The sequence below is a fragment of the Chryseobacterium indoltheticum genome (assembly GCF_003815915.1).
Taxonomy (GTDB): domain Bacteria; phylum Bacteroidota; class Bacteroidia; order Flavobacteriales; family Weeksellaceae; genus Chryseobacterium; species Chryseobacterium indoltheticum.
On the sequence record NZ_CP033929.1, the window covers coordinates 604,022 to 626,001 of the forward strand.

General features: G+C 36.0%; 19 protein-coding genes. 8 read left to right on the forward strand and 11 right to left on the reverse strand.

Annotation, left to right across the window (positions count from 1 at the left end):
- The first annotated feature begins 54 nt into the window (after nucleotides 1–54).
- From EG358_RS02855 to EG358_RS02865, 3 genes are all read left to right on the forward strand, one after another.
- Nucleotides 55–486, forward strand: a complete 432-nt coding sequence (locus EG358_RS02855) for a hypothetical protein (RefSeq protein ID WP_076557229.1) — start codon at nucleotides 55–57, stop codon at nucleotides 484–486.
- A 78-nt stretch (nucleotides 487–564) separates the two neighbouring features.
- Complete coding sequence (locus EG358_RS02860) at nucleotides 565–1,557, forward strand: aspartate-semialdehyde dehydrogenase (RefSeq protein ID WP_076557231.1); 993 nt, start codon at nucleotides 565–567, stop codon at nucleotides 1,555–1,557.
- Nucleotides 1,558–1,781: 224 nt separating this feature from the next.
- Nucleotides 1,782–2,777: a cation diffusion facilitator family transporter gene (locus EG358_RS02865; RefSeq protein ID WP_076558024.1), complete on the forward strand. Its 996-nt coding sequence runs from the start codon at nucleotides 1,782–1,784 to the stop codon at nucleotides 2,775–2,777.
- Between the two features lie 370 nt (nucleotides 2,778–3,147).
- Here the strand turns inward: EG358_RS02865 and EG358_RS02870 are convergent, their stop codons facing one another.
- Both EG358_RS02870 and xrtF read right to left on the reverse strand, forming a co-directional pair.
- Complete coding sequence (locus EG358_RS02870; RefSeq protein WP_076557233.1) at nucleotides 3,148–3,591, reverse strand: exosortase F system-associated membrane protein; 444 nt, start codon at nucleotides 3,589–3,591, stop codon at nucleotides 3,148–3,150.
- Entirely contained in the window at nucleotides 3,578–4,108 is a 531-nt protein-coding gene (gene xrtF, locus EG358_RS02875) for an exosortase family protein XrtF (protein ID WP_076557235.1), read from the reverse strand. Before xrtF ends, EG358_RS02870 begins: the two co-directional genes overlap by 14 nt.
- Before the next feature lie 50 nt (nucleotides 4,109–4,158).
- Here xrtF and EG358_RS02880 point away from each other — a divergent pair, with 50 nt between their 5' ends.
- From EG358_RS02880 to EG358_RS02900, 5 genes are all read left to right on the forward strand, one after another.
- A complete protein-coding gene (locus tag EG358_RS02880; RefSeq protein WP_076557237.1) occupies nucleotides 4,159–5,178 on the forward strand; it encodes an aminoglycoside phosphotransferase family protein in 1,020 nt (339 codons plus the stop codon).
- A gap of 155 nt (nucleotides 5,179–5,333) precedes the next feature.
- Complete coding sequence (locus EG358_RS02885; protein WP_076557239.1) at nucleotides 5,334–5,744, forward strand: RapZ C-terminal domain-containing protein; 411 nt, start codon at nucleotides 5,334–5,336, stop codon at nucleotides 5,742–5,744.
- 89 nt (nucleotides 5,745–5,833) lie between these two features.
- Nucleotides 5,834–6,547, forward strand: coding sequence for a nucleotidyltransferase family protein (locus EG358_RS02890; protein ID WP_076557241.1), 714 nt, complete (start codon nucleotides 5,834–5,836; stop codon nucleotides 6,545–6,547).
- A 5-nt stretch (nucleotides 6,548–6,552) separates the two neighbouring features.
- A complete protein-coding gene (locus tag EG358_RS02895) occupies nucleotides 6,553–7,305 on the forward strand; it encodes an LOG family protein (protein ID WP_076557242.1) in 753 nt (250 codons plus the stop codon).
- 57 nt (nucleotides 7,306–7,362) lie between these two features.
- The gene (locus tag EG358_RS02900) at nucleotides 7,363–7,833 is read left to right on the forward strand and encodes a DUF6702 family protein (protein ID WP_076557244.1); all 471 of its coding nucleotides are present in this window, start codon (nucleotides 7,363–7,365) and stop codon (nucleotides 7,831–7,833) included.
- 425 nt (nucleotides 7,834–8,258) lie between these two features.
- Here EG358_RS02900 and EG358_RS02905 read toward each other — a convergent pair whose 3' ends face one another.
- The 9 genes from EG358_RS02905 to EG358_RS02945 form a co-directional block, all read right to left on the reverse strand.
- Nucleotides 8,259–10,529 carry a T9SS type B sorting domain-containing protein gene (locus EG358_RS02905; protein WP_076557246.1) on the reverse strand — a complete coding sequence of 757 codons (2,271 nt, stop codon included), beginning with the start codon at nucleotides 10,527–10,529 and terminating at the stop codon, nucleotides 8,259–8,261.
- Nucleotides 10,530–10,713: 184 nt separating this feature from the next.
- The gene (locus tag EG358_RS02910) at nucleotides 10,714–12,969 is read right to left on the reverse strand and encodes a T9SS type B sorting domain-containing protein (RefSeq protein ID WP_076557248.1); all 2,256 of its coding nucleotides are present in this window, start codon (nucleotides 12,967–12,969) and stop codon (nucleotides 10,714–10,716) included.
- 156 nt (nucleotides 12,970–13,125) lie between these two features.
- Nucleotides 13,126–13,602 carry a ribonuclease HI gene (gene rnhA, locus EG358_RS02915; RefSeq protein ID WP_076557250.1) on the reverse strand — a complete coding sequence of 159 codons (477 nt, stop codon included), beginning with the start codon at nucleotides 13,600–13,602 and terminating at the stop codon, nucleotides 13,126–13,128.
- A 77-nt stretch (nucleotides 13,603–13,679) separates the two neighbouring features.
- A complete protein-coding gene (dnaB, locus tag EG358_RS02920) occupies nucleotides 13,680–15,257 on the reverse strand; it encodes a replicative DNA helicase (protein WP_076557252.1) in 1,578 nt (525 codons plus the stop codon).
- Between the two features lie 155 nt (nucleotides 15,258–15,412).
- On the reverse strand, nucleotides 15,413–17,485 hold the full coding sequence (locus EG358_RS02925) for a T9SS type B sorting domain-containing protein (RefSeq protein ID WP_076557254.1): 2,073 nt from the start codon (nucleotides 17,483–17,485) through the stop codon (nucleotides 15,413–15,415).
- A 111-nt stretch (nucleotides 17,486–17,596) separates the two neighbouring features.
- Nucleotides 17,597–19,675, reverse strand: coding sequence for a T9SS type B sorting domain-containing protein (locus tag EG358_RS02930; RefSeq protein WP_076557256.1), 2,079 nt, complete (start codon nucleotides 19,673–19,675; stop codon nucleotides 17,597–17,599).
- Between the two features lie 91 nt (nucleotides 19,676–19,766).
- Complete coding sequence (locus EG358_RS02935; RefSeq protein WP_076557258.1) at nucleotides 19,767–21,002, reverse strand: MFS transporter; 1,236 nt, start codon at nucleotides 21,000–21,002, stop codon at nucleotides 19,767–19,769.
- Between the two features lie 94 nt (nucleotides 21,003–21,096).
- Nucleotides 21,097–21,459: a hypothetical protein gene (locus tag EG358_RS02940; RefSeq protein ID WP_076557259.1), complete on the reverse strand. Its 363-nt coding sequence runs from the start codon at nucleotides 21,457–21,459 to the stop codon at nucleotides 21,097–21,099.
- A 134-nt stretch (nucleotides 21,460–21,593) separates the two neighbouring features.
- Nucleotides 21,594–21,971 carry a hypothetical protein gene (locus EG358_RS02945; RefSeq protein WP_076557261.1) on the reverse strand — a complete coding sequence of 126 codons (378 nt, stop codon included), beginning with the start codon at nucleotides 21,969–21,971 and terminating at the stop codon, nucleotides 21,594–21,596.
- Between the last annotated feature and the right edge of the window lie 9 nt (nucleotides 21,972–21,980).

Consider the following 21,980-nt stretch of genomic DNA (forward strand, 5'->3'; position numbering starts at 1 on the left):
ATCGCTGGGATTTTTTTATATTTGTATACTTTAAAAATAGAAAAAAATAGAAGTATGGATCTTTACAAAATTTTACTCAATGCACACAAAGGATTTGCTTATCTGGAGCTTGCATTAACCGCTTTATTTATCATCGCTCTCTTAACAGTAATGTTCGGATATAGCGGAAAAGTAAACAAGTTTTTGAAAAAAATCACCCTGTTTACAATGATCTTCTTCCACGTACAATTCTTAATTGGTATTGTGATGCTGATTATGAATTTTACAAAAGGATTAGATATGGGAGCGGTAATGAAAAATGCTGATTTAAGATTCCAATATGTAGAGCATCCGTTTTCTATGTTAATTGCTGCCGTTTTGATGACCATTATCAACAAAAAAGTAAAATCTAATGATACGATTTCTTTAGGAATTGTAATCATGGGATTGATCGCAGTAGGTTTATTTGCATTTGCATTTCCATGGACGAGAGTCTTTGGAGCGTAAAGTAATTTTAAGTTATGAATTATAAACGATGAGTTTATAATTTTTAAATATTTTAATCTTTAAATTTTAATTAAATCAATGAAAGTAGCTGTAGTAGGTTCAACGGGAATGGTTGGCCAAGTTATGCTTAAAGTTCTCGAAGAGAGAAATTTCCCTGTAACAGAATTAATTCCGGTAGCTTCGGAAAGATCTATTGGTAAACAGGTGAAGTATAAACAGGTAGATTATACTATCGTAAGCATCGATGACGCTATAGCTGCCAAACCTGATATCGCAATTTTCTCAGCAGGAGGTGATACATCTTTAGAATATGCTCCAAAATTTGCAGAAGCAGGAATTACCGTTATCGATAATTCTTCAGCCTGGAGAATGGATCCTACTAAAAAATTAGTAGTGCCGGAAATAAATGCTGATGTTCTGACAAAAGAAGATAAGATTATTGCGAATCCAAACTGTTCTACCATTCAGTTGGTAATGGTTTTAGGTCCGTTGAATAAAAAATATGATTTAAAAAGAGTTATTGTTTCCACTTATCAGTCTGTAACAGGTACAGGAAAAGCTGCTGTGGATCAATTAAACGGAGAGATTAGCGGTGACGATTCTGTTGCAAAAGTATATCCTTATCAGATTTTCAAAAATGCATTGCCACACTGCGACGTATTTTCTGATGATGACTATACCAAAGAAGAAATTAAATTAATGAAAGAGCCTAAGAAAATTTTAGGTGACGATACATTTAATTTAACAGCAACTGCAGTAAGAGTTCCGGTACAGGGAGGACATTCTGAAAGTGTAAACATCGAATTTGAAAACGAATTTGAATTGGATGAGGTAAGAAAAATTCTATCAGAAACTCCTGGAGTTGTAGTAATGGATAACGTGAAAAACAACGAATATCCTATGCCGCTTTATTCCGAAGGAAAAGATGAAGTTTTCGTTGGAAGAATCAGACGAGATCTCTCGCAACCCAAAACGCTCAATCTCTGGATTGTAGCAGACAATCTCCGAAAAGGAGCTGCAACCAACGCAGTACAGATTGCAGAATACTTGGTAGCAAACAACTTAGTATAAACTAACAAAAAAGAAAAGAGTCTCCAAAAGAGATTCTTTTTTTTATCAAATAAAAATAGATTTTAACTTATTACTCATTATCACGAAATTTTGTTCCCCCAACCCTAAAGGGAGCGAAATTTCTTCGAAAAAACCTCAAAAATTACACCCTTTAGGGTTGGGGAAATACTTTTTGAGAATTTTTAATGGTAAAAATATTGAACAAAGTAATTCAAGACAAAAAAATGATAACAAAGAATATCAACAAAGACAAAATAGGATTTCAAAAATGGATCGCCGCTTTTGGAGTTATTCTATTCATCGGAAAAATAATCGCCTGGAAACTCACTGATTCCGATGCCGTTTTTTCTGATGCTATGGAAAGTATTGTCAATGTTATCAGTGCTTTCATGGGATTGTATTCTTTACATTTAGCTTCAAAACCAAAAGATGAAGACCATCCTTATGGTCACGGTAAGGTAGAATTTGTCACTTCCGGAATTGAAGGTGCATTGATTGCCATTGCAGGAATCATGATTATCTACGAAGGTATCAACAGTTTGGTTACAGGAAAGACGCTTAGTGAACTAGATTGGGGGATTACGATCATCGCTGCAACCGCTATTATCAACTATATTTTAGGGTATATTTCAATTAAAAAAGGAGAGAGAGAAAACTCTTTGGTTCTTATATCGTCAGGAAAACATTTGCAGTCAGATACCGTTACTACATTGGGTGTTGTGATCAGTTTAATCATCGTTTACTTCACCAAAATATACTGGATAGACTCTGTGGTTGCTTTGATATTCGGCTTCTATATTATTTTCGTAGGCTATAAAATCGTTAGAAAGTCGCTTCGTGGGATTATGGATGAGCAAGATCCCGAACTTTTAAACAACATTATTGATCTTCTCGAGAAAAACAGACATACGGAATGGATCGACATTCACAATATGAAAATCCAGCAGTTTGGCTCATCACTTCACATCGATGCGCACATCACTTTGCCTTATTATTACAGCCTTCGCGAAGCTCACAAAGAGATGGAGCAGGCCATACTTCTTTTAGCAAACAATACCAAACGCACGGTCGAATTCAACTTCCATATGGATGACTGCAAAACCATATCTTGTCCTGTTTGCCAGATTATGGATTGCCCTGTTCGAAAACAACCATTCGTAAAAAGAGTAGAGTGGACGGCAGAAAATGTAACAAGAGTCGAGAAACATACCATTGAATAATTATTTTAGAAGCTGATTCCCGCTCTTCGCTCATACTCCTCACACATCCGCTTTGTCTGGCTGATTCCTTCGCTTTTCCGTTCTTGTTGCGGGGTAACCGCTGCGATGGGGGCTATAAAAACCCAAACCTCACAGGTTTTTAAAACCTGTGAGGTTTAACTATGTATAAAAAATTACGTTTACGGTAATGTGGTCAAAAATAGTTGCTGTTTTTCACGAGAATAATTCATTTACTTATTAAATTTATACATAATCATCCGTATTAATTCTACAAAACACTCCGTAGGAGTGACATCTGTGTAGCAATTAGAACAAAAAACAACGACGCGCTCCGTATGAGCGCTATCTTAATATTTTAGATTCTTACAAATTAATAATTTGAATTCCTCAACATCATCTGCTTTCTGTAGTAAAACAAAGGAACAATCAAAAGAATAATCAAAGGCTGAATAACAAACCTTCTCATATAGAAAGAGAAAAGATGGCCAATCTCAAACCGGTTTGAAATACAGTAAAGATATATCGGAAAGGTAATGACAAAAAAGATAGAAATTAAAATAGCTCCCTGTATCGTCCAGATTTTATTTCTAAATAAAAAATGAATGATTACACACGAGAAAAAAAGGTTTAAAAGAAATCTGAATATATGGCTGAGAATCAATTTTCCCCATTCAAACTGAGGAATAGCAATTTGCACATCTGCTTCATGGAAATATTTAAGAAAAGGATCATAGAAAATCTGGTCTTCCAGCATTCTAACACTTATGAGTCCGCAAACTCCTACAATGACTAAAAACCAACTAAGAATTTTCATTTTTTAAAGCAAAAAATTTAATCCAGACAAGCCAAAGCACAACAACACTCCCGTAAATAATTGCAGGAAAAACGTAATCGTGCGACATTTTGCTGTATTGAGGATAATCACTACAAACAATATTAAGACCTGTGATTCTTAAGACATTCATTATATGAAGTAGAATCAGGCTTATTCCTACAAAAACGAAAGTTTTGGCACCTTTGTAAAAAGCAAAAATAAAAGACACAAACAGAATCATCACAGAAATAGCATTGCATCCTTCGACCATTCGGGTAACAAACCTAGTTCTCACATGAAACCAAACCTGCTGTTTGGGGACGTCATCATAAAGAGCAGAAGGAAATCCCATTAAAGTCTGTAAAAACACAACCTGTTTCGTTATCATACGAGAAAAAGGATCTAAACCCTGCTCCTTAAAAGTGGTGAGATAAAACTGGTACGCAAAAAGCAGCACCAAATAAATGATGATAAAGCGCAGCAGAATACCCAAAACAGGCTTAAAGTCTTTTAACATGCTGCAAAGATAGCAATTAGCACGTAAATTAGTATATTTGTTACCATATTATGACTTCTCACAACGCAAAAAGATTTTTTGAAAACCATTTTGGTGAAAAATCAACTCAGTTTGTTACGTTAGCTCAAAGCGGTTCTGCAAGAGTCAATTTTGTGGCTCAAAATAAAATCGGGAAATACATCATTACCTACAATGAGAATATCGCTGAAAATGAAAGCTTCTTATACTTCTCCGAAATTTTTTCTGAATTGAATCTCAATACACCAAAAATATTTTCTGTTTCAAACGACCGGAAAATGTATATTCAGGAATTTTTAGGAGAAAAAACATTTTCAGAAATTATTACTGAAGAAGGTTTATCAGAAAATGTACAGACTCTGGTAAAGCAAACGCTGAAGGAGCTTTATCAGCTTCAGCAGCAAACCAATGGGAAAATAGACTTTCAAAATGCTTTTGAATATGAAAGTTATAATGAGCTTCCCGTAATGCATGATTTGTATTACTTCAAAAATTTTGTTGCGGATGTTTTAGAGGTTGAATATCACAAATCTTCTATACTGAAAGAGTTTAAAGAGATTATCAATCTCATCGAAAATCTTGAGCCGAAAGGCATCATGATCAGAGATTTTCAGGCAAGAAATATTATGGTGAATGATAAAAATAAAGTTGCTTTTATCGATTACCAGTCGGCAATGAAAGGCCCTTTAATGTATGACGTCATTTCTTTTTTGTTTCAGGCTAAAGCCAATTTTCCTGAAAATTTCAAAAACGAAATGCTTGATTTTTACATTCAACAATTTGAGGATAAAGAAATTCAGTGTCAACTAAGAAACTCGGTAAAGCCAATTCAGATGATGAGGTTTTTGCAGGTTTTGGGCGCTTATGGTTTTCGTGGACTTATTCAAAGAAAGCCACATTTCATTGCAAGTATTGAAAAAGGTATAAAAAATATTACAGAATTTTCTCAAAACTGGGATGAGATGAAAAATTATCCTGAACTGAGAAAAATAATAGAACAACTGAGTTCTGAAAAAACAAAACTTAAAATAAATGAGATTTTGAACCATTAAGGAGTAAGGTTGATTAAATTTAAGGTTTGTCATTCCGCAGGAATCTCGACTCTTGAATAGAATTAACTTCGCTTAGATTCCTACAGAAAGACAAAGAGAATTTAAAACTTTAAAAAAATATTCATTTTATCAACAATCAATTATAACAAATAATTATGCTACACATAGACATTCACAGTTTTTCGTATAAAAAAGGAGGAATTCCAAAAGACGATTCAGGAAACGGAGGCGGTTTTACGTTCGATTGCCGAGGAATTTTAAATCCAGGAAGAGTTGAAGAATATAAAATTCAGACCGGAAATGACATTGGAGTTCAGGAATATTTAGAAACAAAAACCGATATGCCTCAGTTTTTAGAATTGATTAAAAGCTTAGTTTCGATCAATATAGATAACTATTTGGGAAGAGGTTTTGAAAACCTGCAAATCAACTTCGGATGTACCGGCGGACAACATAGATCGGTATATTCGGCCATTAAAATTGCTCATTTTATTGAAGAAAAATACGGCGAAAAAGTAGAAATCAGCCTTCATCACGACGAGCAACATCAACTTAATCATAAGTAATAAGTGATGTGCAATAAGTAATATTTTAGCTTCGTTATTATTTATACTTAATGCATTACTCATTACCAATTATTCATTACCCATAATTTATGAAGGCATTAATTTTTGCAGCAGGAAAAGGAACACGGCTGAAACCTTTTACAGATCATCATCCTAAAGCTTTGGCCAAAGTAAACGGCGTTCCGCTTTTAGAAAGAAATATAAAATATCTCAAAGATTTTGGAATTACTGATTTTGTGATCAATATTCATCATTTTGGGGATCAAATTGTTGCATTTTTAAAAGAAAACGATAATTTCGGCTGTAAAATTGAGGTCTCCGACGAATCTAATGAACTTTTAGAAACCGGCGGTGGTTTGATTTTTGCTAAAGAATTCCTCAATCACGGTGAAGATTTCCTGATTATGAATGCCGATATTCTGACAAAGATCAATATTGATGATTTTGTAGGCTATCATAAAGAAATTAAAGATTTTGCTACATTAGCGGTTTCAGACAGAGAAAGTTCGAGAAAACTGTTGTTCAATGATGACTTGGTTTTACGAGGCTGGCTCAATGTACAGACCGGAGAGCAGCGTCTTGCAGAATTTAACAAGGGATTCAGACCTTTGGCTTTTAGCGGGGTACATTGCATTAATCCGGTGATTTTTGATAAAATAAAAAGAAAAGGAAAGTTTTCTGTGATGGAAGAATATCTGGATCTGATGCAGACCGAAAAAATACACGGTTTTGTACACGACAGCATTTTAATTGACGTTGGGAGACCAGAATCTGTAATTGAAGCAGAGAAATATTTTAAATAATTTGAATGGGAACTGAAGGAACGAGAGACGAGAGTTTACAGAATACAGAATTAGATATTAACGAATCTATATTACATAATAGTTTACGCGAAAAAACCTGGGACGAAACCATTACGAAAGACAGCTGGATGGTTTTTAAAATAATGGCAGAATTTGTAGATGGCTACGAAAAGATGGCTAAAATAGGACCTTGTGTATCTATTTTCGGATCTGCAAGACTAAAACCCGAAAGCAAATATTATGAAATGGCTGTTGAAATTGCCGAAAAAATCACCAAAATAGGTTTCGGAGTAATTACTGGAGGAGGCCCGGGAATCATGGAAGCCGGGAACAAAGGTGCTTTTATTGCAGAAGGAAAATCGATCGGTTTGAATATCGATTTACCATTTGAGCAACACTTTAATCCTTACATCAATAAATTATATTCTTTGAATTTTGACTATTTCTTCGTAAGAAAGGTTATGTTTGTAAAATATTCGCAAGGATTTATCGTAATGCCCGGAGGATTTGGAACATTAGATGAGCTTACAGAAGCAATTACTTTAATTCAGACCAATAAAATAGGTCGTTTTCCGATCGTATTGGTGGGATCTGAATTTTGGAGTGGCTTATTGGATTGGTTTAAAGAAACTCTTCTAAAGGAAGGAATGATTTCTGAAGGCGATCTTGATCTTTACCGTGTGGTAGACAGTGCAGACGAGGCCGTGGCTCATATAAAGGCTTTTTATGATAAGTACTCTGTAAACGTTAACTTTTAATTGGCATTAAATTTGAGCAAACTTATTTAGCAATATGCTGTAAATCTATAAATTGAGATGAAAAAATTTTTATATATATCGAGTGTTTTTACATTGATGATGCTGATGAGTTTTTCGGTGGCAGACTTCTTCTCTTCGATGACTAAAGCAGATTATATCGACGGCAGTAAAACTCTGAAGTTTACTACGAAAATGAATACAAGCCACATTTCTGACGCTATTAAAATCAACAGAAATACCGCAGGGTTCGAAGCTGAAGTAAAAAAATATGTAAACAATAACTTTGATGTATTTGTAAATGGTTCTCCCAAAACTTTAACTTTCACAGGAAGTCAGGTAAGCGGAGAAACGGTTTGGGTATATTTTGAAACAGGAGGTGTTTCTGACATCAATAGTTTAAAGATAAAAAATACAATACTTTTAAGTGCATTTCCTAAGCAAATAAACCTTGTAAATATTGCGTACAAAGGAAATCAGAAAACGATGAATTTTCAACGCGGAAAAGAGGTAAATGAAGTTTCTTTTTAAAAGAAATCTTTAAATGAATTATTAAACCATTGCATTTGCAGTGGTTTTTTGTTTTAATAGAATCATTTTATAACAATAAAGGATAATCGAAAATATTAACTTTTAGACTATTATATATTTAATGCAAAGATTAATTTTATTTTTTTATAATAAAGTAAGCAAAGAAGAATCAAGAAGTTGATTTATAAAGCTTTTGCTCAAACTTTGCGAAGCAAATTTATTTGCCTTTTGCTTTCTAAAATAGAAAGTTTAATTATAAATCTTTGCGTTAATGATTTAAAAACTATTATAAGATATCTTCCCAAACTGAGGTTATTAATTTCTAATTTGATGAACAAAATTCTCAGGATTTAGTTCACCTATAAAAAAAGAATCCATCTCACGAATGAGACAGATCCTTAAAATTAAGTATAGTTTGAAAAAAATTATTCTCTGTTTTTTACCATAATCCAACCGGATAGTTTTACCGGAGTTTTGGTTTTGTTGTTTTCAGTCCATGTTACAGAATACCAATAGCTTCCTGTAGGAACTTTTCTTCCGCCTGCAGTTCCGTCCCATGTGTAATTATTGGTTTTGTCACCTTGGTGAAGTTTAGCTCCGTATCGGTTATAGATATTAAATGTTAAATCTATTTTGCTTCCCAATGCAGAGTAATCTATAACATCATTGCGGCCGTCTCCGTTTGGTGTGATGACGTTAATGATATTAGGAACGGTAACTTCTACTTCCATCGGTTCGCAATCATACGAGTCTTTCAAGAAAACTTTATGGATTCCTCTAGAAAGTCCTTTGAATATATTGGAAGCCTGCCAGTTTATATTATCTAAAGAATATTGGTAAGCAGGAGTTCCCCCATTGGCATATACGGTAACTGTCGTTGCCGATACGTCAATTGACGTAATCACAGGCTGTTCTGATGCAAATACCTTTACATTTTGAGTCGCCGTGCAATCTCCAGTTTTTAATTTTACCCAATAAGTTCCTACGCCAACATCAGAAATAGTTTGAGTTGTTGCTCCTGTGCTCCATAAGTACGAATCGAAGCCTGTACCTGCATCTAACGTTGTCTTATCTTCTATACAGATGGTCTTGTCTTTTAAAACCGCAGAATATACCGGCGGAATTACAGTTAGGGTCACTTTTGCAATTGCATAGCAACCGTTCGCATTGGTTACTTTAATGTACACAAATCCATTGGGAGCAATATAAGGATTGGTCGTTACAATCTCGTTACTTGCATTAATGGCATCCTGCAATGATGGGTAATATTTTTTTGTTATTCCTGTCTGTGTGGTTACGGTAGCATTGGTTAGATTAAATGATCCCATGGAAACATCGGTTTCCAAAAAACATGATCGTAAGGAAGTATCATTTACCACAACTACCGGGAAATGATTAAGGGTAATAACCGCATTATCAGTACATCCTTGCGGAGTGGTAACTTTTACATGAACTGTTCCTCCGTTTGCTGAAGGGTAATTTGACCAGTTTAAGATCTCATTAGTTCCCGCTGTAAGATTGGCAAGGGTAGGATAATATCTTTTTGTAACGCCGGGTAAAGTAGTTACTGCAGCAGTACTCAGATCGAAATAGGCAACTCCTGCATTGTTATTGTTACAGGCTGTTATCGTGACATCATCAGCCGCAAAAGGACTTGGATTTAAAATAATTCTTGCATCACCATTATCACATAATGTAGAGGAAGGGTCTTTTATGACTACCGAGATCGTTGTGTTTCCTGAGTATTGAAAGTTTGTAGGCACAGCAATTGGCGTAGAGCTTCCCAAGACATAATAAGTAATAATGTAATTTCCAGGATTATTTACAAACTGATTTGCATAAGACGTTAAATCTACAAACCCGTTTCCTGTTGCAGGGTTGGTACACACAAATGGAGTGATGCTGTTTTGTAAAATTGGAACTTTATCAATAAAAATTTTAGCATTTTTAATAGAATGTCTTGCACTTGCAGCTCCTGTTCCTGCAGAAAACCCGAAATAACCCTGCGTCATACCGATTGCACCGCCGGCGGGAGCATAAGAATCGTCTGTAATCAGTACGCCATCTATTCTGATTTGGATTCTCCAGTTATTAATATTTGCAGGATCTACTTCACCATTTACTTCGACATGTTTGTAAGTAGAGCCAACGAAAGGCTGAGTTGGGTTAAGATCCGGAGAGTGAAAAGTACTATTTGCCGTTGTATTATATTCGATATTCGGGTTTCCGGCAGGTACATTATTGGTGCCGTAAAGAAGGTGTACTTTGCTCATCTGTCCTTCTGTAGAATTGTTGAATATATCAAATGCAACCATCAATCCGTTTGCGTTTGCAGGAATTCCCAGTCCGCCTCCGGTTGTGAATGCTGTTGGGGGATTAGACAGATACCAGAATGTAAGACCATCGCCTCTACCATACGAGGTTGTTCCGTTTCCGTCTATTCGAAAGTCAAATTCTACTTTCCATTTATCACAATATTTCAGGTTGATAGGATTAGAAAGCTTTATGGCACCAAACTGACTGGTTTGATCTGAAGTAAGCTGTACGAAATCGCCGGTAGCAGATGCCGAGGGAACGATGTCCCATCCTGTAGTATTAATTACAGGTGAGCCTGTAAGTTGATAAGTCTGAGCTCTTAAATTTGAGTTAATGGTTGATAAAACGAACAAAAAACTGAGGAGTAAAATTTTTTTCATTGTTTAACTTTAAGATGTTGTTTGGTAAGATTATCGTTTTTTTATTTTAATATATATTTTCCGGGTTGGTAATAGCAATGAAGTACTTAGTATAGTAGTAATATAAGTCATGCTTTAGTCGGCAAATTTTTTAGATTTTAGATTTAAAAAAGCACCACTTAATGGTAGTGGTGCTTTCTTGGGACTATTCCCTATTTTTTACCAATACCCATCCGTTGTATTTTGTCTGTGTATTGTTTTTGTCATTTTCAGTCCAGCTTATGGAGTACCAATAAGTACCTGTTGACAATTTTTTACCTCCGGAAGTTCCGTCCCAGGTGTAATTTCTTATTTTGTCTGCCTGATACTTCATGTTTCCATATCTGTCATACACGGTGAAGACTAGATTTTTCTTGTAAGCAAGAGCTGTATAATCGATAAAGTCGTTTACATTATCACCATTAGGCGTTATTGCGTTAATAAGATTGGGAACCGTTACCTGAATGTGTGTTGGCTCACAATTATAAAAATCTTTTACAAAAATTTTATTTTCACCTCTCGGAAGGCCGGTGAATATGTTAGAATCTTGCCAGTTGATGCCGTCTAAAGAATATTTGTAGGGAGCAACTCCACCAGAAACATTCACTGTAATGGTGTTGTTGGTAATGTCTATGCTAGAAATAACTGGGCTGGTTGCAAATTTAACATTTACAGCTTGCAGTGTATAACAGTTTCCTGTTTTTAATCTTACCCAATAGGCTCCCACAGCTACATCGGTAATAGATGAAGTTGTAGCTCCTGTGCTCCATTCGTAGCCATCAAATCCCGGTCCTGCATCTAATGTCGTTCTGTCGTCAATACATATCGTTTTGTCTTTTAAAACAGATGATCTTACAGGAGGAATTACTTTAAGCGTTATTTTTTTAATGATATAACAGCTGTTTGTGCCTGTTATTTTTACATAGATATCTGTAGATGAAGAAATATATGCTGTTGGATTTACGATTTCATTGGTTCCGGCTAAAGCGTTTGCCAAAGTTGTATAGAACTTTTTTGTAATACCTGCTTCGGTAGAAACGTTCGCTGTGGTAAGATTAAATAATGCTGTTGTCGGAACTGCTTCAATAAAGCAAGATTCGATAGTTGCATCGGTGGATACAGGCAAAGGATAGAAAACAAGTGTAATCTCTGCGTTTCCTGTACAACCTTGTGGCGTTGTCACTTTTACATATACTTTTCCCGGAGCTGAAACGTAAGCATTAGGATTTGTAATTTCGTTTGTTCCCGCATTCAGATCTGCTAATGTTTTATAATATTTTTTAGTCACCCCGGGAACAGCAGTAACATTTGCTGAAGAGAGATCAAAGGTTGCCGTAGTCGCACCATTATTGTTACATGCAGAAAGCGTTCTGTTGTTTGCTGTAAATGGTGAAAGGGTAAGGATGATTTTCCCGTCCGGATTATCACAAAGAACAGCTGCATTGTCTCTTACGATAACATTTACTGTAGTATTGGCATTAAATTGATAATTCGTAGGCGTCGTAATAGGTGTACCGCCAACAGAATAAGTAAAAGTGTAGTTGGCAGGGTTGGCAACAAACTGAGAATTAAATGATGTTAAATTCACTGTTCCGAAACCTGTTGAAGGATTTGGGCAAAAAGTTTGTGTTGCAGTCGGTTGCAGTAAACTTACTTTGTCGGTATATATTTTTACATTTTTAATAGAATGTCTCGATCTGTTTCCTCCTGTAGAGGCAGAAAACCCGAAATATCCCTGAGTCATTGTAGCGGCTGCTCCAGATGCGGTAAATGGTTGATTGCAGATCTGAGTTCCGTCAATCATTATTTTTATATTCCAGGTATTAGGAATAGATGTATTTACTTCAGCAGTTACCTCAACATGTTTGTAAGTCGTTCCCTGAAAAGGAAGAGTCGTATTCATGTCGGGCGAGTGAAAAGAGCTTCCTGCGGTGTTAAAAAATTCTACATTGTTGTTGTCTGTAGTGTTTGCAACTTGTCCGTAGGCAACATGCACTTTACTCATTACAGCAGTAGTTGTATTGTTGTAAGTATCAAACCCTACAATAAGACCTACGGCATTTTGTGAAACCCCAAGGCCCGATCCCAGCACGCTTGCTACCGGCGGATTTGCCAGATACCAAAATGCAAGACCGTCACCATTTGCGGTTTGGTTTGAATCCATTCTGAAATCGAATTCTACCCGCCATTTATCGCAATATTTAAGGTTTATAGGATCATTTAGCCTGATCGACCCCGATTGATTATTTGTGTCCGGTGTCAGTTGAATAAAATCACCACCTGTTCCTAAAGCTGTTGGCGAAACCATCGTCCACCCTGTTGTGTTAATAGGAACTCCTGTAAGCTGATAAGTTTGGGAAGAAAAATTTCCGGAGATACAAAGTAAAAGAAGGGTAAAATAAAACAGTAATTTTTTATTCATTTATTAGGATACTTTTATTAGACGTGTAAAGATATTGAATCTTTGCTAATAAATGTATGTATGCTGTTAAATTTGTAAAAAAAATTGATTATTTTGTAATAAAAAATATTAATGATAACGAAAAGTTGAATATGATAAATGTTATCTTAGTTTAATTCAAAATAGAGAATTACTTTCTAAACCTTCAAAGTAGGTGTCTACTTCAAGATTTGGTGAGTTTGCTGCAGCTACGGCAAGTTTATCGCAAAGTTCATTCTCAAAATGTCCTGCGTGGCCTTTTACCCAATGCATTTTTGGAGTGTACTGATTATAAAGTACAACAAATCTCTTCCACAGATCGGGGTTTTTTACGTTTTTCCAACCTCTTTTGATCCAGCCGGATATCCAGTTTTGGTTAATGGCATCAGAAACATATTTGCTATCGGTAAAAACATGAATATCGTTTTCTGTAGATTTAAGTTTTTCCAGCGCAGTGATTACAGCTAAAAGTTCCATTCTGTTATTGGTCGTTTTTCTGAAGCCTTTAGAAAATGTTTTTTGATAACTTTTTTCGGGAACACGCATCAAAATGCCGTAACCTCCTTTTCCGGGGTTTCCGCTGCAGGCTCCGTCAGTATATATTTCAATTCTCATTTAAGATAAGTTGCCACGAATACTCGAATTTCTTTTTAACATTCGTGCGTTCGCGGCATTAATTTATTGAATTAGTTTTAAAACGGAAAATCTTCTTCATCATCAAGATCGTTCATCGATGACCCTGAAAGTTTAGAACTATCCGGAAGGTCAAATGCTGCTCCTGGTTGAATGGTAGTCTTAATTTTTTCAAAACCACTTGGCTCGCCATGATTATTGGAGTAGCCCATTCCGTTGGTAGCCTCTTCGATATTCCCGAATTTTGCAAAATGTTTCAGGAAAGATAATCTTACATCGGCAGTGGCACCGTTTCTGTGTTTTGCAATAATCAATTCTGCCTGGTTTTCGGTAGGTGTTTCTGCTCCATCCTCGTCATTATCCCAAACAGTAATTTTGTAATATTCAGGTCTGAAAATAAAAGATACAATATCGGCATCCTGCTCAATTGCTCCGGATTCTCTAAGGTCAGAAAGCTGAGGTCGTTTTCCGGGACGGGTTTCCACACTTCTCGAAAGCTGAGAAAGTGCAATTACAGGCACATTTAATTCTTTTGCAATCGCTTTTAATGAACGCGAAATCATCGAAATTTCCTGCTCACGGTTTCCACTACCTTTTCCGCCACCTCCTGCAGTCATCAGCTGAAGGTAGTCGACCATTATTAGTCTTACTCCGTGCTGCATTACCAGTCTTCGGCATTTTGCTCTGAAGTCAAATATGGACAGGGAAGGAGTTTCGTCAATATATAAAGGAGCGTTTTCTAATTCTGAGACATTTGAAAATAGTCTTTGCCATTCTTCATCATCCAACGTTCCTTTTCTTAATTTTTCTGATGAAATTTTTGTTTCGGAAGCAATCATCCTTGTGATGAGCTGTACCGATGCCATCTCTAATGAAAACAATGCCATTGGGATTTTGTATTCCACGGCAATATTTCTCGCCATTGATAGGATAAATGCTGTCTTCCCCATCGCCGGACGCGCAGCAATAATAATAAGGTCAGAATTTTGCCAGCCCCCGGTTTCTTTATCGACATCTCTGAATCCCGAAGGTACACCAGAGATCCCTTCTTTATCTTTTAAAGATTTAATAGTGTCAATGGCCTGCTTTACCAAAGTGTTGGCGGTGTCAAACCCTTTTTTGATGGTACCGTTTGTGATTTCAAAAAATGATTGTTCAGCTTTATCAAGAAGTTCGAATACATCGGTAGATTCTTTGTAGGAAGTGTCTATAACATTAGCTGAAACATTAATTAAACTTCTTAAAATATATTTTTCAAGAATGACACGTACGTGATATTCGATATGAGCTGATGAACTTACTCCCATCGTAAGCTCTATTATATAATGATCGCCGCCTGCAGAACTGAGTTTGTCTGTCTTTTTCATCTCCTGAATAACAGTCATGATGTCTACGGGGTGATTTCCTTCGTACAGTTTCAGAATAACAGAAAATATAACCTGATGTCTCGGATCATAAAAAACTTCCGGAGTAAGTAGGTCAATAGAATGATCTAGCCCCTTTTTGTCAATTAAAAAAGTACCTATTACCAATCTTTCAAAATCTATTGCATTGGGAGGCATTTTTCCATCTGCAATCGACAGTTCCCTAGCAAAGTTCCCCTGTGTAAGAGAAGAGAGTGTTTCTTTCTGCGCCATGGTGCAAAGATAGTTTTTTTAAAAAATATTTTTAAAATAGTAACTAACAATTCTGATGAAAACATAACCCAACTATGGTAAACAGGTGAGCTTTAGTGTTAATAAAAAAATCACCCCATTGCTGAGGTGATTTTATTATGATTAAAGAAAAATTATTATTCTCTGTTTTTTACCAATACCCATCCGTCATATTTGGTTGGTGTACTGTTTTTGTCGTTTTCGTTCCAGGTGATTGTGTACCAATATGTTCCTGTAGGAATTTTTTTGTTTCCAGAGGTACCGTTCCACTTGTAGTTTCTTACTTTGTCTGCTTCATAGATTTTGTTTCCGTATCTGTTGTAAACAACGAATACCAAATTCTTTTTGTAAGCTAAAGCAGAGTAGTCTATTTCGTCGTTAACGTTGTCTCCGTTTGGAGTAATTGCGTTCACAAGATTCGGAACAGTAACTTGTATTTGGATAGGGTTACAATCGAATGAGTCTTTTACGAAAATTTTGTTTTCACCTCTCGGCAAACCAGTAAACACGTTAGAATCTTGCCAATTGATACCGTCTAATGAATATTGATACGGTGCAGATCCTCCCGATGCATTTACTGTAATTGTATTGTTCGTAATGTCGATACTTGCAATCACAGGCTGCTGCGAAGGATAAACATGTACTTGCTGAAGAGTAAAACACTTACCAGTTTTTAATTTTACCCAATAAGCACCCACTCCAACGTTTGAGATTGACTGGGTTGTAGCACCAGTGCTCCATTCGTATCCGTCAAATCCTGATCCCGCATCAAGAGTCGTTTTATCTTCTAAACAAATAGTTTTGTCTTTAAGAACTGATGATTTTACAGGAGGCAAAACTTTTAATGTGATTTTTGTGATAGCATAACATCCATCAGTATTTGTTACTCTCACATAGACATCAGTACTTGTCGTGATATAATTTGTAGCCGGAATAATTTCGTTAGTTCCTGCCAAGGCATTTGCTTGAGAAGTGAAAAATCTTTTTGTAATACCTGTTTGAGACGTTACGTTTGCTTGTGTAAGATCGAAAGAAGCAGTTGTAATTGCAGCTTCAATAAAACATGACTCCAAAGTTGCAGGTGTTACCACCACAACAGGAAAAAAGCTTAAAGTAATCGTAGAATTAGCGGTACAGCCTTCTACTGAAGTTACTTTTACATAAATTGTTTTAGGAGCAGATACATAGGCTGTAGGATTTGTAATTTCGTTGGTTCCTGCATTAAGGTCTGCTAATGTAGGATAGTATTTTTTCGTCGCAGTTGGGTCGTCAAAGACATTTGCTGTTGTAAGGTTGAATGTTCCTGTTCCTGCGCCATTGTTATTACATGCCTGTATTGTTGCATTCTTCGCAACAATGTTTCCTTGCTTGAATTTAAACTTTCCTGTTTGAAAACACCCATTGGCTGGATTAGTTGGATTAGCTGGATCGGTGTATTTTATTCTATAATAATAAAGTGTTGTGCCATTTATGGTAGTTGTAGTTAATGGGTTCGATCCCGTAATTGCATCATTATTAGCATCATGATATGTTATAGTGAAGTTTGGATTACCATTTAATATACCGGATGTTAAAGTTGTGAAATCAAATTGCATTGGAAGCGCACATTTCAAAATTTCATTAGGAAGAGCAGGGTTTGTTGCATTCGGTACTCCAGGAGTAATAAATGGGTTAGGCGTTAATGCTGGGTCGTTAAAAGCAGACGTTAGAGCTGCTGTACCACCCCATGTTAGAGAAAATCCTAAATTACTTGCCGGAATATAATTGTCTATAAGAACATAATAGACTTCTCCAGCAATTACTTGAAGCGGAGCGTTCCACTGGCTTCCTGTTTGAGTAGAACTTAATCCTGTAGGACCACTTGTCCCAGAATAATTACAGCTGACAGCATTTCCGAAATCCCAGGTTGCGCAATCTATATTGGGTCCATAAACCGCAAAATCGTAATCATAGTGAGTAACACCAGGAATAGTATCAGGATTTATTGTAAATTCGATTGTTCCTGTTGTTGCAGCGGTAAAAACGTACCAAACAGAATGGTTTTCCAGGCCTAGGCAGCTTCCTGAAGTTTGTTCAATAATACTGCCATTAGTATCAGAGTTATAAGATATATCAGAATTACCACATACAGGTATCGCAGTGATACAATCTGACTGGGAATAATATAGCTGTGAAGTGATTAAAATAAAAAAAAGTAGTAGTTTTCTCATTTCCAAATGATTTTAATTACAAATTTAACAAAAATTTAATTAATTAAGCGTTATGTTACCTTAAATAAAAAAAGCCGTTTATATGACGGCTTTTTTGTTGTTTTTTCATTATTATTCCCTGTTTTTCAATAATACCCATCCAGAGAATTTGATTGGTGTACTTTGTTTATTGTTTTCGTTCCAGGTTACTGAATACCAGTAGTTTCCTGTAGGTGCTTTCTTGCTTCCATTTGCTGTGCCATCCCATTTATAACCATTAGTTTTATCGGCCTGATAGATTTTAGATCCATATCTGTCAAAAATACTTAGAACTAAGTTTTGTTTTCCGGATAATGCAGAGTAGTCTATTACATCATTTACACCATCTCCATTTGGAGTGATCACGTTTGTAATATTTGGAACCACGACATTTACCTGAATAGGCACACAATCGTAGTTGTCTTTAACAAAAACAGTGTGATCACCTCTAGAAATATTAGTGAAAACATTAGAATCCTGCCAGTTTATATTATCAATTGAGTATTGGTAAGGAGGCGTTCCACCAATTACGTGTACGGTAATTGTGCTGTTTGAGATTTCAATATTTGATATAACAGGTTGCTCTGAAGCGTACACTTTTACATCTTGTCTAGCGATACAGTCACCCGTTTTCAATTTTACCCAATACGTACCTACTCCTACATCTGATATAGTTTGAGTAGTTTCACCGGTGCTCCATAGATAACCGTCAAATCCTGCACCTGCATCTAAAGTGGTTTTGTCTTCTGCACAAATAATTTTATCTACCAGAACTGTAGAATAAACAGGCGGAATAACAACCAGATTTACTTTGGCTACATTGTAACATCCTTCACCATTAGAAACTCTCACATAAGCATATCCCGTCGGAGCAATGTAAGTATTTGCAGTCACTATTTCATTAGTTTCGTTTACGGCATCAGCCATTGAAGGATAGTACTTCTTAGTCATGCCCGTTTGCCCGTTAACCGTTGCGTCTGTTAGATCAAACTGTCCTAATGTTGGAGTAGTTTCTATAAAACATGATCTCAACGTAGCTTCAGTAACAATGATCTCCGGATAGAAATTCAACTTGATTTCTGCTATGTCTGTACATCCGTATTGTGAAGTAACCAAAACAAAAACAGATCCTACTGCAGATACATATTGATAGGGATTGCTGATTTGTCCGGTTCCGTTATTTAGGTCAGAAAGTGAAGGGTAAAACTTCTTTGTAACCGTAGGGTCATTGATCACATTTGCTGTAGTTAAATCATACATTGCGGTTCCTGCGTTGTTATTGTTACAGCTCGTTAAAGTAGCATCAACAACATTAATGGCGCGTTGTACAAATTTAAATGTGCCGGGTAGCCTACATCTGCTGATGGCTCCTCCAGGTGCGCTTGGATCAGAATATGTAATGACATAATAGTAAACATCTGTCGTATTTACCGGGATAGGACCCAAAATAGGATTGTTTCCACTAATTGCATCATTAGAATTCTTATAATATGAAACTATAAAGTTTGGGTTACCGTTTATAATTCCTGTCGATAATGTGCTGAAATCAAATACAGGAGGCTCAGTACAAACAATCACTTCGTTAGGATCTGTTGGTGCTGCTCCCGGATCTCCAGGTGGAATAAATGGATTTGGCTGGAACGCTGAATTAAATGGTGATACTAAAGTTGCTGTTCCACCCCAGTTTAATACAAATCCACTAGCAGATTGTGAAAAATTATCAACAACAATGTAGTAAGTTTCTCCTGCCACAACATTCAAAAATGAACAAAATGGTGATTGTGTAGCATCAGATGTAGTATTAGTATTCGTGAAATTTAATCCTGTATTACCAGAGGTACCAGAATAATTGCATCGTATCGGTGTTCCTAAGCTACTGCACGATACATTGGGTCCGTATAATGCCCAATCATAGTCATTAGACAAGGTGTTGGGTGCAATAGTAAAGGTTAACGTTCCTGATGTAGCAATGGTAAACGTATACCAGATAGAAAAGTGCTCATCAGAAGTCATGCATCCACCCAGATCTTCTTTAATATCTCCGGGTCCGGTAGGAGTAAAAGAAATAGGCGTATTTCCGCAGACTTGCACAGTTCCGCCACAGTCTGAGCTGGATTGTGCAAAAATTATCTGGGATGTAATCAGTAAAAAAAAGAGTAGAGTTTTTTTCATTTTTAGAAAAATTTGTAAATACAAATATAGAGAAATTATTAATCTTACATTTAAGTTTTATTATGTATCAAAGTAAAACGACATAATTCATTTAATATTGCATTTTTCTCAATTTGGAGTTCGTTAAACCAACAATTATTGCTATTAATACGGTCATGCTTCCTCCAAAAATTACTGATCTTACAACACCTAAAAGCTTCGCCATTAAGCCACTTTCAAACTGCCCCATTTCATTGCTCGACATGATGAAAATTGAGTTAACGCTTAGTACTCTTCCACGAATATGATCCGGTGTTTTGAGCTGTACAATGGTTCCTCGTATAACAACAGAAATGCCATCAAGCATGCCGCTCAGTACCAAAAACATAAATGAAAGCCAGTAATAATGCGACAATCCAAAACCGATAATACATAACCCAAACCCTGCAACGACCACCAACAGAATTTTCCCCTGGTTTTTTCGTAAAGGAACCAGTGATAATGTAGTAATGATAATCATTGAACCGATATCTGACGCTGCATTAAGCAACCCAAAACCTTCTGCTCCTGTTTTTAAAATATCTGTTGCAAATACAGGAATCATGGCAACGGCACCTCCAAAAAGTACAGCAAACATATCTAAACAAAGGGCTCCTAAAATTTCTTTAGTTTTAAAAATATACGAAATGCCCTCACGCATGCTTTCCATAACTTTTATTTCCTCTTTTTTATGCTCAGAAAATTGTTTGTTCAGCTGCCAGAAAAAAAGTGAAGCAATTAAAAGCAGAGACACAATAACCAATAAAGTCCATTTTACACCAAAAAAACCGATAAGAAACCCTCCGGCGGCATGACCGCAGACAGAAGAAATCAAGAATGTCGCCTGGTTTAAAGTAATCGCACTCGGAAGATTCACTTTCTTCACAATTTTAGGAATCATAGACGGCACAATGGGTCCGATAAAAGCTCGTGCAATTCCGGTGAAAAATATAACCCCATAAATGAAGTAGGTGATTTCGTGCCCTGTAAAATGAAGTTCCACGTCAAAAAAGGCAGGAATCATCAGTAAGCTGATCAGAAAAACGTATACATAATTACAAATCAATAGCAGTCTTTTCTTTTCATTCATATCGATGACGTGTCCGGCATACAATGCGCAGCTTACTGCGGGAATTACTTCCGATAGTCCGATAAGTCCGATCGAAAAAGGATCTTTTGTTAACTGATAAACCCACCATCCAAGTAAAGTTGCGAGCATTCTGAAGGCTAAAACAACAAAAAATCTCCCGGTAAGAAGATTTCTGAATTCTACATTTTGCAATGTTTTGAGCGGTAATAGTGAAATCATGCTACAAAAATAGCCCTAAAAATTTATTTAGGGCTATCAGTATTTTCGATTTTCAAATGATAAATAAAATACCTTTTGAAAGATAGTGTCTATTTTAGTCGGCTCTTAGAGAACTTACAACAATGGCAGCAGCAGCAGCGGCACCAATGACAACAGCACCTCCGGCAACTCTCGCTCTGGATCTGTCTTTTACGGCAGCAACATTAGATTTAGGAATGATCACTTCAGTACTGTCTTTTTTCCCGGCTGTACCGATGATGTTATCTCCATCAACGTTACGGAATAAAAATTTCTGCTTCTTGGTACCGTCTTTGTGAGTAACGATGTATATTTTACCAGCCTCAAGGTTCGAGTAATTGTTTTGTGCAATATCTTCGCTGTACTTTGTTGTTGCACAAGATGAGATTACAAATAAAGACGTTAATAATGATGATTTTAAAAGTACAGATGCTTTCATTATAATTTTTTAGTTTTCCAAATTTATAATTTTTTTTGAATATACGTTTTCATTAAAAAATAAAATCTCACTTTTTTTGTAATATTAAACTGAATAATGGAGAAAATTTGTGTTTAAAAATTATTTAGCGTCGATTAATTTAAACCACTTCCAAATGCTGCTGCGGTATCTGCTAAATCATCTGTCGCTTTTGAAATTCCTACAATTAGTACTGTCGCAGCGGCTATTCCTCCACTCGTTGCGATGACGGCAATTGCTGTTTTATCTTTTCTTATTTCTTTAATATCTGTCTTTGCAATAGAAATTCTTTCTTTTTTTCTGGTTCCGATAATGCTGTCTTTTGCAATCGAACTTATCGTCATCGGGATTTTACTGCCGTCTGACTGATAAAAAGTATATTTATTCCCTGCTTTTATATTTTTGTAATTATCCGGATTTTCTTTTGCGCTGTATTTTACCGAAGAACAGGAAACTATTGAGATAAGTACTACAAGAGAAAAAAATATTTTCATAGAATAGGA

What these genes read in the sequence shown, in the direction of transcription:
- EG358_RS02855 (WP_076557229.1), top strand. Translation starts at nt 55, where the DNA reads ATGGATCTTTACAAAATTTTACTCAATGCACACAAAGGATTTGCTTAT.
- EG358_RS02860 (WP_076557231.1), top strand. Translation starts at nt 565, where the DNA reads ATGAAAGTAGCTGTAGTAGGTTCAACGGGAATGGTTGGCCAAGTTATG.
- EG358_RS02865 (WP_076558024.1), top strand. Translation starts at nt 1,782, where the DNA reads ATGATAACAAAGAATATCAACAAAGACAAAATAGGATTTCAAAAATGG.
- EG358_RS02870 (WP_076557233.1), bottom strand. Translation starts at nt 3,591, where the DNA reads ATGAAAATTCTTAGTTGGTTTTTAGTCATTGTAGGAGTTTGCGGACTC.
- xrtF (WP_076557235.1), bottom strand. Translation starts at nt 4,108, where the DNA reads ATGTTAAAAGACTTTAAGCCTGTTTTGGGTATTCTGCTGCGCTTTATC.
- EG358_RS02880 (WP_076557237.1), top strand. Translation starts at nt 4,159, where the DNA reads ATGACTTCTCACAACGCAAAAAGATTTTTTGAAAACCATTTTGGTGAA.
- EG358_RS02885 (WP_076557239.1), top strand. Translation starts at nt 5,334, where the DNA reads ATGCTACACATAGACATTCACAGTTTTTCGTATAAAAAAGGAGGAATT.
- EG358_RS02890 (WP_076557241.1), top strand. Translation starts at nt 5,834, where the DNA reads ATGAAGGCATTAATTTTTGCAGCAGGAAAAGGAACACGGCTGAAACCT.
- EG358_RS02895 (WP_076557242.1), top strand. Translation starts at nt 6,553, where the DNA reads ATGGGAACTGAAGGAACGAGAGACGAGAGTTTACAGAATACAGAATTA.
- EG358_RS02900 (WP_076557244.1), top strand. Translation starts at nt 7,363, where the DNA reads ATGAAAAAATTTTTATATATATCGAGTGTTTTTACATTGATGATGCTG.
- EG358_RS02905 (WP_076557246.1), bottom strand. Translation starts at nt 10,529, where the DNA reads ATGAAAAAAATTTTACTCCTCAGTTTTTTGTTCGTTTTATCAACCATT.
- EG358_RS02910 (WP_076557248.1), bottom strand. Translation starts at nt 12,969, where the DNA reads ATGAATAAAAAATTACTGTTTTATTTTACCCTTCTTTTACTTTGTATC.
- rnhA (WP_076557250.1), bottom strand. Translation starts at nt 13,602, where the DNA reads ATGAGAATTGAAATATATACTGACGGAGCCTGCAGCGGAAACCCCGGA.
- dnaB (WP_076557252.1), bottom strand. Translation starts at nt 15,257, where the DNA reads ATGGCGCAGAAAGAAACACTCTCTTCTCTTACACAGGGGAACTTTGCT.
- EG358_RS02925 (WP_076557254.1), bottom strand. Translation starts at nt 17,485, where the DNA reads ATGAGAAAACTACTACTTTTTTTTATTTTAATCACTTCACAGCTATAT.
- EG358_RS02930 (WP_076557256.1), bottom strand. Translation starts at nt 19,675, where the DNA reads ATGAAAAAAACTCTACTCTTTTTTTTACTGATTACATCCCAGATAATT.
- EG358_RS02935 (WP_076557258.1), bottom strand. Translation starts at nt 21,002, where the DNA reads ATGATTTCACTATTACCGCTCAAAACATTGCAAAATGTAGAATTCAGA.
- EG358_RS02940 (WP_076557259.1), bottom strand. Translation starts at nt 21,459, where the DNA reads ATGAAAGCATCTGTACTTTTAAAATCATCATTATTAACGTCTTTATTT.
- EG358_RS02945 (WP_076557261.1), bottom strand. Translation starts at nt 21,971, where the DNA reads ATGAAAATATTTTTTTCTCTTGTAGTACTTATCTCAATAGTTTCCTGT.